This window comes from Candidatus Izimaplasma bacterium HR1 (assembly GCA_000755705.1).
GTDB lineage: Bacteria > Bacillota_I > Bacilli_A > Izemoplasmatales > Izemoplasmataceae > Xianfuyuplasma.
Map to the genome: position 1 here is coordinate 1,053,869 of CP009415.1, position 13,360 is coordinate 1,067,228.

At 33.0% G+C, this 13,360-nt stretch carries 10 protein-coding genes and 1 pseudogene; 6 read left to right on the top strand and 5 right to left on the bottom strand.

Going from position 1 to position 13,360, the window contains the following annotated elements:
* Position 1 precedes the first annotated feature (1 nt).
* Positions 2 to 1,996 carry an FAD-dependent oxidoreductase gene (locus KQ51_RS05150; RefSeq protein WP_071162089.1) on the top strand — a complete coding sequence of 665 codons (1,995 nt, stop codon included), beginning with the start codon at positions 2 to 4 and terminating at the stop codon, positions 1,994 to 1,996.
* Between the two features lie 107 nt (positions 1,997 to 2,103).
* Here KQ51_RS05150 and KQ51_RS05155 read toward each other — a convergent pair whose 3' ends face one another.
* The 4 genes from KQ51_RS05155 to KQ51_RS05170 all read right to left on the bottom strand — a co-directional run bounded on the left by KQ51_RS05155 (position 2,104) and on the right by KQ51_RS05170 (position 6,088).
* Positions 2,104 to 3,321: a KamA family radical SAM protein gene (locus KQ51_RS05155; protein ID WP_038469738.1), complete on the bottom strand. Its 1,218-nt coding sequence runs from the start codon at positions 3,319 to 3,321 to the stop codon at positions 2,104 to 2,106.
* An 85-nt stretch (positions 3,322 to 3,406) separates the two neighbouring features.
* Positions 3,407 to 3,910: a gamma carbonic anhydrase family protein gene (locus tag KQ51_RS05160; RefSeq protein WP_038469740.1), complete on the bottom strand. Its 504-nt coding sequence runs from the start codon at positions 3,908 to 3,910 to the stop codon at positions 3,407 to 3,409.
* A gap of 12 nt (positions 3,911 to 3,922) precedes the next feature.
* Positions 3,923 to 4,861 (bottom strand): dipeptidase, encoded by a 939-nt coding sequence (locus tag KQ51_RS05165; protein WP_038469743.1) that lies wholly within the window; start codon positions 4,859 to 4,861, stop codon positions 3,923 to 3,925.
* 36 nt (positions 4,862 to 4,897) lie between these two features.
* On the bottom strand, positions 4,898 to 6,088 hold the full coding sequence (locus KQ51_RS05170) for a pyridoxal phosphate-dependent aminotransferase (protein ID WP_038469746.1): 1,191 nt from the start codon (positions 6,086 to 6,088) through the stop codon (positions 4,898 to 4,900).
* Positions 6,089 to 6,420: 332 nt separating this feature from the next.
* On the opposite strand from KQ51_RS05170, the gene KQ51_RS05175 reads away from it, so the two are divergent.
* The 5 genes and pseudogenes from KQ51_RS05175 to KQ51_RS05190 all read left to right on the top strand — a co-directional run bounded on the left by KQ51_RS05175 (position 6,421) and on the right by KQ51_RS05190 (position 12,072).
* The gene (locus KQ51_RS05175) at positions 6,421 to 7,491 is read left to right on the top strand and encodes a pyridoxal-phosphate-dependent aminotransferase family protein (protein WP_038469749.1); all 1,071 of its coding nucleotides are present in this window, start codon (positions 6,421 to 6,423) and stop codon (positions 7,489 to 7,491) included.
* A gap of 8 nt (positions 7,492 to 7,499) precedes the next feature.
* Entirely contained in the window at positions 7,500 to 8,411 is a 912-nt protein-coding gene (locus KQ51_RS05180; protein WP_038469752.1) for a D-2-hydroxyacid dehydrogenase, read from the top strand.
* Between the two features lie 10 nt (positions 8,412 to 8,421).
* Positions 8,422 to 9,378 (top strand): annotated as a pseudogene (locus tag KQ51_RS09860) (DUF1015 domain-containing protein); the annotation flags it as partial.
* A gap of 336 nt (positions 9,379 to 9,714) precedes the next feature.
* Positions 9,715 to 11,049, top strand: coding sequence for an NADP-specific glutamate dehydrogenase (gene gdhA, locus KQ51_RS09745; RefSeq protein WP_038471795.1), 1,335 nt, complete (start codon positions 9,715 to 9,717; stop codon positions 11,047 to 11,049).
* Positions 11,050 to 11,076: 27 nt separating this feature from the next.
* Positions 11,077 to 12,072, top strand: coding sequence for a branched-chain amino acid aminotransferase (locus KQ51_RS05190; protein ID WP_038469755.1), 996 nt, complete (start codon positions 11,077 to 11,079; stop codon positions 12,070 to 12,072).
* 35 nt (positions 12,073 to 12,107) lie between these two features.
* On the opposite strand, the gene KQ51_RS05195 is transcribed toward KQ51_RS05190, so the two are convergent.
* Positions 12,108 to 13,328, bottom strand: coding sequence for a pyridoxal phosphate-dependent aminotransferase (locus tag KQ51_RS05195; RefSeq protein ID WP_038469758.1), 1,221 nt, complete (start codon positions 13,326 to 13,328; stop codon positions 12,108 to 12,110).
* Positions 13,329 to 13,360 lie beyond the last annotated feature (32 nt).

The window sequence follows — 13,360 nt, forward strand, 5'->3', positions numbered from 1 at the left end:
AATGGCTAAAAAATATCCTAAAGTAAGTATCTTTAATCCAATTAGACTATGGAAATATCTCTTTAAAGAACCTGTAACCATACCATTCGAAGATATAATGACAAAGAAAAACGCTGACTATTTAAACAAAAACTCAATTATTAAAGATAAAAAAAGATTAGAATCTTCACCTCGTGAAGGTGCAGATAACCTTAGAGGATTCCATACTAATGATTGGGAAGACTGTATAGGTTGTGCTACTTGTGAAGAAATATGTCCAACAGAAGCCATCACAATGGTTGAAAGATTAGACGTTGATGAGAAAGCTGGAGAACTACAACAAAGACCAGTAATTGATTACGGAAGATGTTGTTTCTGTGCTTTATGTGTTGATACATGTACCACAGGTTCACTAAAAATGAGTAAAGAATATATTTATGCTAATATCAATCCTGATGACTTCATTATTATGCCAGAAGCAACATGGCAAGGTGAAGAAGTTAAAGAAGGATGGATAAAAGATGAAAATAGTGATTTATTAGATTTAAAACGTGTTGATATGGTTCATGAAAATATTGACGAACGTAAAAAAGGTTTTGTTGAAATCGTTAGAGGATACTCTAAAGAGTATGCAAAAATGGAAGCCGCAAGATGTGTTGAATGTGGTGTTTGTACAAGTAGTTGTCCTGTCCAAATGCATATCCCTGAATATATTAAAGCAATATGGGAAGACGACATTGAAGGTGCTTTAAGACAAATCTATGAAACTAATCCATTACCTGGTGTTTGTGGTAGAGTTTGTACTCATAACTGTGAAACATCGTGTGCCATTGCTGTCAGAGGTGAAGCAATCGCAATTAGATGGTTAAAAAGATACATTATCGATAGCGCTCCAACTGACATGTATGAGAAAATTATTAATGAACCTGTAAGTGAAGTTATTGACGCTAAAATTGCTGTTGTTGGTAGTGGTCCAGCCGGTTTAGGTGCTGCATACTACTTAAAAGTAATGGGCTATAAAGTTGATGTATTTGAAGAAAAAGAATTAACTGGTGGAGTTATGCGATATGGTATTCCTGCATATCGACTTCCAGATTCTGCAATTGATAAAGATATCAATTTCATTAAAAGTATCGGAGTAAATATTCAAACCAACACAAGAGTTGGTAAGGATATAACTATGGATCAACTTGAAAAAGATTATGATGCTGTATTCTTAGGAACTGGGTTCTTTAAACCAAGAAATTTGAATATTCCTGGTAGTGAAAATAAAGGTGTTATCGGAGCAATGGATTTCTTACCTCAAGTTAGAGAATATGAGAGAGGTAATCTAAAACTAGAAGATATTGATGTAGCTAAAAGTGTCATCGTAATCGGTGGTGGAGATGTTGCATTTGATGTTGCTAGAAGTGCTACTAGATTACAAATGCTTAAATATGGAAAAAGCAATGTCAAATTAACATCACTAGAAAACGCTGATATGTTACCAGCAAGCGCTGATGAAGTAATTGAAGGTGCAGAAGAAGGCGTTGAATTCTTATGTGGTAATGGACCACAAGAAATCATGATTTCTAAAAAAGGTAATGTTGAAGGATTACGTTTATGGAAATGTTTATGTATCATTGACAAAAATGGTAAATTCAATCCTGAATTTGATTCAGATTGTGAAATGATTATCGATGGTGAACAAGTTTATATCGCTATCGGACAATCACCAGATTATGACTACATTCCTAAAAGCTTCCAAGATACTATCGAAATTAGTCGTGGAAAAATCAAAGCTAACGAACAAGGACAAGTTGAAAAACTTGATTGGTTATTTGTTGGTGGAGACATCTTTAGAGGTCCAGACTTAATTAGTGGTGTTGCTGATGGACATCGTTCAGCTCAAGCTATTGATGAGTATTTATACAAAAAATCAAAGAAAAACAAAACTAAGAAAACTGTCTCGAAAATGAAAGAAGCAGTTAAGTTTAATACTCCAGAATTAACACCAAAACAAAGAGGAATTAAATAAAAAAAAAGTGTCGCAAATTTGCGGCACTTTTTATTTATGTTTAGCTCAATCTAACGAATTAGATAAATTGTTACTAATATCATATGAATTAAAAAAGAAAAGTGAAATCACTTTTCTTTATAATCAAATGTTTTATTTTCCCAGGTCCTAATTGTATAAGTGTCTTTACCTGTTTTATGGATATATTTTGGGAGTAATGGAACCTTACCCAAACCTTTTGGAGCGTTCATTATATATGTTGGGATAGCAAGACCTGATGTGTTTCCACGTAAGAATTCGATGATTTTTAAACCATCTTCAAGTCGTGGAATAAAATGAGTTGTACCTTTAACATCTTTTGCATGGAAAATATAATATGGACGAACTCTTGCTTCTAATAGTTTCTGATTTAACAGAGTCATAGTAAATGGGTCATCATTAATACCTTTTAATAGAACTGCTTGATTTCCAACAACTATACCATTATCTGAAAGTTTTTCACATGCTTGTTTACTTTCAGGTGTAACTTCATAAAAATGATTGTAATGAACGTTTAGATAAATGGGGTGATATTTTTTTATCATATTTACTAGTTCATCAGTAATGCGCATTGGCATTGTTACAGGTGTTCTAGTACCAATTCGTATTATTTCAACATGTGGTATTTTTCGTAATTCTTTCAAAATATACTCTAAGTGATTATTAGATAGAAGTAATGCATCTCCACCAGTAAGTAAAATGTCTCTTACTTCTTCGTTCCTTCTAATATACTCGATTGAATCCTCGATTTTATTCAAAGGTGTTTGCTTATCAGTCTCATCAATCAAACGTCTTCGCTGACAGTGTCTACAGTACATAGAACATTGATTAGTAACATTTATAATTAATCTATCAGGATATCTTCTAGTTATACTACCCGCAGGATTAGTATGTTCTTCATCCATTGGATCCAAAACACCATCATTGGAAAGTATTTCTTTAATAGAAGGAATACTTAATGATCTAATAGGGCCTTCGTCCTCGCAAACTAAAGCTAAATAATAGGGATTTATAGCAAAACGATTTAATAGCGCAACTTGTCTGATTTCTGAATACTCATTTTTACTTAGTGGGATAAAATTACCTAATGTTTCTACATCCATAATTCTATTTTTTACTTGCCAGTGCCAATTGTTCCAATCTTCGTTAGTGGCATTGAAATATTTAAGAAGGCGTTGTTTTTGAGAAAGATAGTGCTGATATCTTTTTTCAATAACACCTATTTGACCTAGTTTGAATTTTCTAAATTCCTTGGTTTTTTCCTTTAGTTCTTTTGCTCTTGAAATTGAAAGGTTATTTATATCCATTAAATCACCTCTTTACTAATCATCTTTATTATAGCAAATTTTAGGGTTTCTTACAAATGGACATAAAAAAAGTAGTGGTTGACCACTACTTATATTCACTCATTAATTTTAGGTAAAAATCCTTATTACTCTTGTTTGCTTCTAGTTCTGTTTCTGTTAGTACTCTGATGATTCTCATTGGGTTACCAACAACTAATGAATTTGCAGGAATCTCTTTGTTGGGTGGAATTACAGCTCCAGCGCCAATGAGTGCACCTTTTCTTATTACTGCACCATCTAAAATTATACTACCCATACCTATCAAACAATCGTCTTCAACAGTACAAGCATGAATTATTGCTCCATGACCGACTGTTACATTTTTACCGATATGTGTGGGTAAATTAAGATTAGTGTGAACTACAGCGTTATCTTGAATATTTGTATTCTCTCCAATAAAGATGGGAGCCATATCTCCTCTTAAACTTGCATTGAACCAGATATTAACATTCTTACCTACTGTGATGTCTCCACTGAGTACAGCATTTTGAAATATTTTAGCTGTTGGATCAACTACAGGGAGTTTATCATTATGTTTAATTAAAGTCATCTAATCACCAACCTATAAGATTTCTTTGAAAACTCTGAAGAAGTTTTTATATTTAATCTTTTCGATATCCTCTAAATTATATCCTAATTTCTCTAATTCTGTAAAAAGGTTATTTGCCTCGCCCATATTCATGAATCCTTCGACATGATTACTACTTACATTATCATAAAGGTAATAGCATACATCAAACCCGATTCCAACATGATCAATTCCAATAGTCTTAACAGCATAATCAATATGTTTTGCCATATATGCTACTGTTTGATTTTCCTTCTTATCTGAGATGAATGGAGCTATTCCACATATCCCAATTACACCGTTTCTTTCTTTAATCATATTAAGTTGCTCATCTGTATAGTTTCTAATGTGATTACAAAGTTGTTTTGTATTTCCATGTGAAATGATTAAAGGTTGAGTAGTTACTTCGAAAATCTCCTTAAATGTACGGGGATTTGCATGAGCTAAATCAATTATCATACCAAGTTTTTCCATCTCTATTAAGACTTCTTTACCAAGTAAAGTTAGACCCTCAGTTTCACTAGATAATCCAGCAGCATATTTGTTAACTTCGTTCCAAGTTAACCCAGCATGTCTAACACCTTTGTCATATAACTCAGTAAGATGGTTGACACTCTCTAATTGCATAATTCCTTCCATACCAATAATGACACCGATTCTATCAGTAGTAGTGGAATTGATAATGTCCTCGTAATTTAAGCATATATTGAATACATCTTTGTTATTTTGCAATTCGATAAATGCATTTTCCCATATCTCATTAAACTCTTGAGTATTCTCTGTTTTTGGATTTGTCCAATTAACAAAAATACTATGGGTAATTCCAGCCTTTTTATAATAATCTAAATGACGTCTTTTAAAAGAATTTCTGTTACCTTTCTTATTCTGTTCATACATATCTGTTAGGATATCCGCGTGTGCATCAAATAACATATTTATTCCTCCTAAAAAACTGAGTCTATCTCAGTTCTATTTTTGATTATATGCTTCTAAACCTTTTTCTAATATAAGCATAGCACGTTTCATGTCTTCGGTATTTAAAACATACGCTATACGAGCTTCATCTTTTCCTAAACCTTCGGTTCCGTAGAACCCTTCAGCAGGAGATAACATTATAGTTTCATTATCTAGGGTAAATTCCTCTAACATCCAGATTATGAATTTTTCTGCGTCATCAACAGGCAGTTTAACAACAACATAAAACGCTCCTGTTGGCTTTTCACATACAACGCCATCAATATTGCTTAATGTTTCAAAAACGATATCACGTCTAGCTTGATATTCGTTTTTTATACCTTCTGTGTATTCAGTAGGTAAAGAATATAAAGCAGCAGCCCCAATTTGCTCTAAAGTTGCAACACATAAGCGTGCTTGACAAAGTTTCAAAATATTCTTAATTAAGTCTTCGTTATGTGAACAGATAGCTCCAATACGTGCACCACAGGCACTATAGCGCTTTGAAACAGACTCGATGATTACTAATCGATCATCAATTCCTTCAATACATCCCATTGATAGAGCTTCTAAACCATCAAAAGCCATACCTCTATATACTTCATCACTAATTATATACAAATCATTTTCGATAGCTATTTCAGCGAGTATTTCCATTTCATCTCTTCTGAGGATTGTCCCAGTTGGGTTTCCTGGATTACTAAATAAAATAGCTTTTGTTTTTGGGGTAATTAATTTTACGATATCCTCTTTTTTGGGAAGATGGAAACCATCTTTAGCTAAAGTAGTTATTGGAACTAAATTAACATTAACTTCACCAGTAAAGCCATTATAGTTTGTATAGAATGGTTCAGGAATTAAAATCTCATCACCGGGATCACACATAGCAATAGTAGAAAAAGTAATTGCTTCACTTCCACCGTTTGTAATAAGGACATTATTCTCATTAAAGATAATACCATCCCTTTTAAAGAAATTTCTTATTGCATCAATTAAAATTGGTTCCCCTTGTGAGAATGAGTATTTAATGACAGAAGTATCATATTTATTGATAGCATCCATAAATACTTCAGGTGTTTTTATATCAGGCTGTCCAATATTTAAGTGATAAACTTTCTTTCCTTGTTTTTTAACTCTTGTTGCGATAGGAACTAGCTTACGTACAGGAGATTCCTGCATTTCTAGTACACGGTTTGATATTTTCATTGTTTTACCTTCTTTCTCCAAAAAATCAACTATATTTTAACACTATGGTTTAATTAAATCAATATTAAAAATGGATATTATGAAAACTCTTTCACAAACAATAAAAAGTAAAAATAGTTTATGAATTAAAGCATTAAATATTTAATGAAAGTATTTTCATAAATAAAAGTATGTAAATTGAAAAATGTTACAATGCAAATGGCTATTTGTAGCCATTTATAAATTGGTTATAAATTTTTTATTTTTTTTAATGAAAACGCTTGTTTTTGTTTTGATAAGTTGTTAAAATGCTTATGTATTTAGAACGATTCGATTTTGAAAGGAAAATGTGTATGAATTTGAAATTATTTATCCCTGGACCAGTAAATGTGTTACCAGAGATTTTAGAAAAAATGGCAACAGAGCAAATTGCTCATAGAAGCAAGATTGCAACAAACTTACAAAAAGGTATTTCAGAGAAATTGCAAAAGTTAATGTACACTGAGAACTTAATAATTTTATCTACTTCAAGTGGTAGTGGAATTATGGAAATGGCGATTAAGTCATGTACTAAAAAACGTGCTGCAGTATTTAGTGTTGGAGCGTTTGGAGATCGTTGGTATAAAATGGCAGTAACTAACAATATACCAGCTGATAAGTTTAAATCAGAACCAGGAATGCCAACAACACCAGAAATGGTAGAAGAAGCATTAAAGACTGGGAAGTACGATGTTGTAACAGTTACTCATAATGAAACATCAAGTGGTATTATGAATCCTGTTTATGAGATTGGACAAGTAGTAGCTAAATATCCTGACGTAATATATTTAGTTGATACTGTAAGTAGTTTAGGTGGAGCTAAAGTTGAAGTTGATAAATCAAATATTGATATTTGTTTAGCATCAACTCAAAAATGTTTAGGACTTCCTCCAGGACTAGCAGTAGCAAGCGTTAGTGAAAAAGCTATTTTAAGAGCAGAGACAGTTGAGAATAGAGGTTTCTATTTAGACTTACTAAATGTTGTAAATCGTGTTAAAAAAGATTATCAATATCCTTCAACACCATCGACACCACATATGTGGGCTCTAGATTATCAATTAGATAGAATCATCAATGTAGAAGGAATAGACAATCGTTTTGATAGACATACACACTTAGCAAGCATAGTTAGAGATTGGGCAAATAAACACTTTAAACTTTATGCTAAAGAAGGTTTTTACTCAAATACTGTAACAACTATTCTTAATACTAAAGGTAACAGTGTTGCTGAATTAAACAAAGAATTAGCAACAAGAGGATTTATGATCAGTAATGGTTACGGAGATTTAAAAGAAAAAGCATTCCGTATTGCTCATATGGCTGATCGTCAAGAAGAAGATTTACTTGCATTATTAAATGAAATTGAAGCTATTTGGAATTTATAGGTGATTATATGTATAAAATATTAGCTAATGACGGTATCGACAAATCTGCTGAAGAAAAATTATTAGAATTAGGATACCAAGTAGATACAAATCATTATCAAGGCGCAGACCTTGATGAAATGATTAAAAAAGTTGATTGTATTATCGTACGTAGTGCAACAAAAGTTAGAGAATCTCTAATTGATATCGCACTAGAAACAAAACAATTAAAACTAATTATTAGAGCAGGTGTAGGGATTGATAATATCGATCATGCATACGCAAAAGAAAAAGGGATTACAGTTCGTAATACTCCGAACAGCTCTAGTGATGCAGTAGCAGAACTTGCAATTGGACATATGTTTAGTTTAGCAAGACATATATACATTTCTAACGTTACAATGCGCGCTGGAAAATGGAATAAGAAACAATATAAAGGTATTGAACTAAATGGTAAAACACTTGGTTTAGTAGGATTTGGTAGAATCGCTAGAAGTGTTGCTAAAAAAGCAATGGCTCTTGGTATGACAGTTATATATGATGATATGTTAGGTCAAAGTGACTTAATGACTGAATGTAAATTTGTTGGCAAAGAACAACTATTAAAAACAAGCGATTTTATTAGTTTACACATCCCATTCAATAAAGAAGTTGGACCTTATTTAAATGAAAAAGACTTCAATGAAATGAAAAAAGGGATGTACTTAATCCATACCGCTCGTGGTGGTGTGGTGAATGAAAATGCACTTCTTAAGGCATTAGATGAAGGGATTGTTGAAAGAGCTGCTCTTGACGTATATGAAGAAGAGCCAACTAAAAATGAGTTGATTTATACAAGTGATAAAATCTCTTTAACACCTCACATCGGTGCTTCAACTATAGAAGCTCAAGCTCGTATTGGTGAAGAAACAATACAAGTAATTTTAGAAAGTTTATCTTAGGAGGATAAAGATGGCTATTGTTAGACCTTTTAAAGCGCTAAGACCTAGAAAAGACTTAGTGGAGAGAGTTGCTTCATTACCTTATGACGTAATGGATAGAAAAGAAGCCAAATCTATGGCTAAAGGAAACCCTTATAGTTTCCTACATATCATTAGATCTGAAATTGATTTCCCATCGTCAACAGATCCATATGATGTAAAAGTTTACAAAAAAGCACAAAAGAACTTAAAAGTATTTGAAGATGATGGAATTTTAGTACAAGATGAACAACCAATGATTTATGTTTACCGTCAAATTATGGATGGTAGAGAACAAACTGGTTTTGTAGGTTGTACGAGTGTTGATGATTATGTGAATAACGTAATCAAAAAACATGAATTAACATTATTAAGTAAAGAAAAAGATCGTTTAAACCATTTTGATCGTTGTGATGCAAACACTGCACCAATTTTCTTAACATATCGCGACAATGATCGCTTAAATGAAATATTAGAAGCGTGGACACAAAAAACTCCAGATTTTGACATGGTTACAGATGATGGTGTTGGTCATGTTGCTTGGGCAATTGATGATGAAGAGTTAGTAAAAGAAATCACTGAGTTATTCGGTGGAATCGAAAGCTTATATATTGCTGATGGACATCACCGTTCTGCATCAGCTGCCAAAGTTGCATTAAAAAGACGTGAAGAAAATCCTAATTATACTGGTACAGAAGAATTTAACTTCTTTATGAGTGTGATTTTCCCAGAATCAAACTTAAATATTTTACCTTACAACCGTGTTGTACATGATCCAAACGGATTACCAATTGATGAATATTTCCGTCTATTAGAAGAAATATTTGTGGTTACTCCATCAAAAGCTCCTTATAAACCTACTGAACGTGGAACTTTTGGAATGTATGTAAACAAGGAATGGTATAAATTAACTTTAAAAGAGGGAGTTGTCGATAAATCTGATTTATTAGAATGTATTGATGCTTCAATCTTAGAAACTCATGTTTTAAATAATATCTTAGGAATCAAAAACATGCGTAATTCATCAAGAATTAGTTTTGTTGGTGGAATTAGAGGTTTAAAAGGCTTAAAGGATAAAACTGATAAACTTGATGGATGTGGATTCGCAATGTACCCAGTGTCTATGAGTGAAATCATGGATGTATCTGATAGTGGATTAATTATGCCTGCTAAATCAACTTGGTTCGAACCAAAATTACGTAGTGGATTATTCGTTCATAAATTCGATAGTTTCAAAATTGCTACTGAAACTGATGATGTAGTTAGTCCTGAAACAAAAGAATATATCAAAAACACATTAAAAATTGTTAAACATAAAGACGGAAACCAACAAGAATTCGTACAAGCAGTAACAGAAGTACTTCATTCTTTAGGTCCTGTTTTAGATCAACATCCAGAATATATTGATAACAATATATTAGAAAGAATCGTTGAACCAGAACGTGCTATCCAATTTAGAGTACCTTGGGTTGATGATGAAGGAGATACACAAGTAAATAGAGGATTCCGTGTTCAATTTAATGGAGCTATTGGTCCATATAAAGGTGGACTTCGTTTCCATCCGTCTGTTTATTTAGGTTTAATCAAATTCTTAGGATTTGAGCAAATCTTTAAAAACAGTTTAACTGGACTTCCTATTGGTGGAGGTAAAGGTGGTTCTGACTTTAGCCCTCTTGGAAAATCAGATGAAGAAATTAGAAGATTCTGTGTTAGCTTTATGACTGAATTATATCGCCATATTGGACCAAATGTTGATGTGCCTGCTGGGGACATCGGTGTTGGTGGACGTGAAATCGGATTCTTATTCGGGCATTACAGAAGAATTAAAGGGGCATTTGAAAATGGTGTTCTAACTGGTAAAGGTTTAGATTATGGTGGATCTTTAATTAGACCTGAAGCTACTGGTTACGGAGCTACATATTTTGCTCAACAAATGTTAAAACATGATGAATTAGACTTTAAAAACAAAACAGTAGCAGTATCAGGATTTGGTAATGTTGCCTGGGGTGTTTGTAAAAAAGTTAGAGATTTAGGTGGAAAAGTAGTTACTTTAAGTGGACCAGAAGGTTATATTTATGACCCAGAAGGTATCGTTACTCAAGAGAAAATTGACTTCATGATTGAAATGAGAGCAAATACTGATGGTAAGATTACAGATTATGCTGATCGTTTCGGAGTTGAATTCTTCCCAGGTGAAAAACCATGGGTTAGAGAAGTAGATATTATTATGCCTTGCGCCACACAAAATGAAATTCATCCAGCTGACGCTGAAATGATTATCAAAAATGGTGTTAAATATCTTGTTGAGGGCGCAAATATGCCTACAACAAATGAAGCAGTTGCATTATTACAAGCTGCTGGAGTAGTAATTGGTCCTGGTAAAGCTGCAAATGCTGGTGGGGTTGCAACTAGTGCTCTTGAAATGTCTCAAAACTCTCAACGTATGAGCTGGACTGCAGAAGAAGTGGATCTAAAATTACGTGGAATTATGAAAAATATTTACAACAACTGTGTACGTGCTAGTGGACGTTACGGATTCGGATATGATTTAATCGCTGGTGCGAATATTGCCGGATTTACTAAAGTTGCAGACGCAATGATTGCACAAGGTAAATATTAATAGCTTTCCCAAAAAAGGAGTGATTTTATGGGGTATGCATTAAAAGAAACTAAATATCGATTTAGAGCTTGGACCAAAGATGGTGCTTGGGATGGTGGAAGTCTAACTGAAGATAAAAACATTACAATTCACGAAGGTTCAAATGTATTTCATTATGGACAAGCTATTTTTGAAGGTTTAAAAGCATATAAACATCAAAATGGTAAAGTGTATTTATTCAGACCAGACCTAAACTTCGAAAGAATTAATGGAGGAATGGAAAGAATAGTAGCTCCAAGAATCCCAGAAAAACTATTTTTCGAAGCTATTACAAGTGTAGCAAAAGCGAATATTGATGATATTCCTGAATATGGTACCGGACAATCATTATACATGCGACCATTTGTTATTGGACAAGGAATGAACTTAGGTGTAAAACCATCAGACGAATACTTATTAAGTGTTTTCTGTGCTCCTGTTGGAGTATATTTCAAAGGTGGCTTGCAAGCTTTAGATTTCATTACAACTCAATATGATCGCGCAGCTGGTAATGGTATGGGTAAAGTTAAATTTGCTGGTAACTACGGAGCATCTTTATATCCACGTAAACAAGCTAAAGATGCTGGATATGCTGGGGTTATTTATCTCGATCCACAAACACATTCAAAAATTGATGAGGTTGGAGCTGCAAACTTCTTTGCAGTAACACATGACAACGTTCTTGTTACTCCAAAATCACCAACTATTCTAGAAAGTATTACAAGAAGATCAATTTTATACTTAGCAGAACACTATCTAGGAATGAAAGTAGAAGAAAGAGAATGCTTCGTCGACAACATTTCTGAATTTAAAGAAGCTGGTGCTTGTGGTACAGCAGCAATTATTACACCAATTAAATCAATTACACATCAAGGAAATGTACATCAATTTGGTGATGGTAATGTTGGACCAACAATCAAAAAACTATATGATTTATTAGTAGGTATCTATTACGGAGACGTTGAAGCTCCTGAAGGATGGTTACACGAACTAAAATTAGACTAAAATAAAAAAGATGAATCCAAGATTCATCTTTTTTTTTACATACACTTTTTAATTTTTCTAGCTAAACCACGAAGCTTCCTTTTAGGAACACTACATAAAGCTACTCTTAATCCACCATCTACTTCAACAGTAAAGATATTACTTTTTTGTAGTCTTAAATTTAAAGCTTCTTTCTCATTGTCATCGACAACTTTTAATGTTGCAAAGAAACCTTCTTTAAACGGATATAATTCTATTTCTTCAGAAGCACATTCATTTATAAAAATACGCGATCTTTCTTTTAATAATTCAATATAGTATTGCTTCTCATTAATATAGTTTGTATATAGTGTTTCATCAGTAGTTATTTTAGCAAATAATTCCATAACACTATTATTACAAGTCGACCAAATACTTCTAGCGCTATAGATAGCTGCGTCTTTATATTTAGCTAACTCCTCCTTATTACTAGAAACAACAACACTAGCTCCAACACGAGCACCATATGCAGTAAATGTTTTAGATAAACTAAATGTAATCACAATCATAACGTTCTCTGCAAGATTACGATACTTAAGGAAGTGGTCCTTCCATGAAGGGTCTGTTGAGTAATCTACATATGCAATATCATTTATTATTACTACAGGACCTTGCTTAGATAATTCATTTAAGAAATCAAGAACTTGATCCCACTCATCACTGCTCATGGTATAACCAGTAGGGTTATGACATGGATCGTTAATGATAGCTAAGACTTTTCCTTGTATATTCATATACTTAGTTAAAGTATCTTTGAAATCAGCAATATCAAAGGCACCATCTTTAAATAAATTATAACTATCCAATTTGAGTTCAAATTCATTAGCCATAGTTTTATATGGTCCCCATCCCTGAGAAGGTTTGATAACAGTGTCACCAGGATTTAAGACATTGTGCATCGTAGCACTAACAGCACCAGCACCACCAGGTGAAACAATTATTTCTGCAGGCATTTCATTTTCGCCGAATAACCATTTATAAACGGCATCACGGTATAAAGGATTACCTTGGATACTTCTAGCATATCTTCCTTTTTCGACTTTATCTAGTTGATCGTAAGGACCCCAAACACTGTCATACGCAACAAAGATTCCATCTTCATCAAATAGAGTTCCCAAAGTTGCATCAACAACTTCATCGTCTCCAAATTTGTCTTTTGCCTCTTTAGCTTTAATAGCTGCTTTGAATACTTTATCTACCATTTTTTTACCATCACTATGGTTGTTTAGAAAAGACATATAATCACCCCAAATATAATTAGATTTAACAC

Bases quoted from the DNA above. Each gene is read 5' to 3' on its own strand.
- KQ51_RS05150 (WP_071162089.1), top strand. From the start codon at position 2: ATGGCTAAAAAATATCCTAAAGTAAGTATCTTTAATCCAATTAGACTA.
- KQ51_RS05155 (WP_038469738.1), bottom strand. From the start codon at position 3,321: ATGGATATAAATAACCTTTCAATTTCAAGAGCAAAAGAACTAAAGGAA.
- KQ51_RS05160 (WP_038469740.1), bottom strand. From the start codon at position 3,910: ATGACTTTAATTAAACATAATGATAAACTCCCTGTAGTTGATCCAACA.
- KQ51_RS05165 (WP_038469743.1), bottom strand. From the start codon at position 4,861: ATGTTATTTGATGCACACGCGGATATCCTAACAGATATGTATGAACAG.
- KQ51_RS05170 (WP_038469746.1), bottom strand. From the start codon at position 6,088: ATGAAAATATCAAACCGTGTACTAGAAATGCAGGAATCTCCTGTACGT.
- KQ51_RS05175 (WP_038469749.1), top strand. From the start codon at position 6,421: ATGAATTTGAAATTATTTATCCCTGGACCAGTAAATGTGTTACCAGAG.
- KQ51_RS05180 (WP_038469752.1), top strand. From the start codon at position 7,500: ATGTATAAAATATTAGCTAATGACGGTATCGACAAATCTGCTGAAGAA.
- KQ51_RS05190 (WP_038469755.1), top strand. From the start codon at position 11,077: ATGGGGTATGCATTAAAAGAAACTAAATATCGATTTAGAGCTTGGACC.
- KQ51_RS05195 (WP_038469758.1), bottom strand. From the start codon at position 13,328: ATGTCTTTTCTAAACAACCATAGTGATGGTAAAAAAATGGTAGATAAA.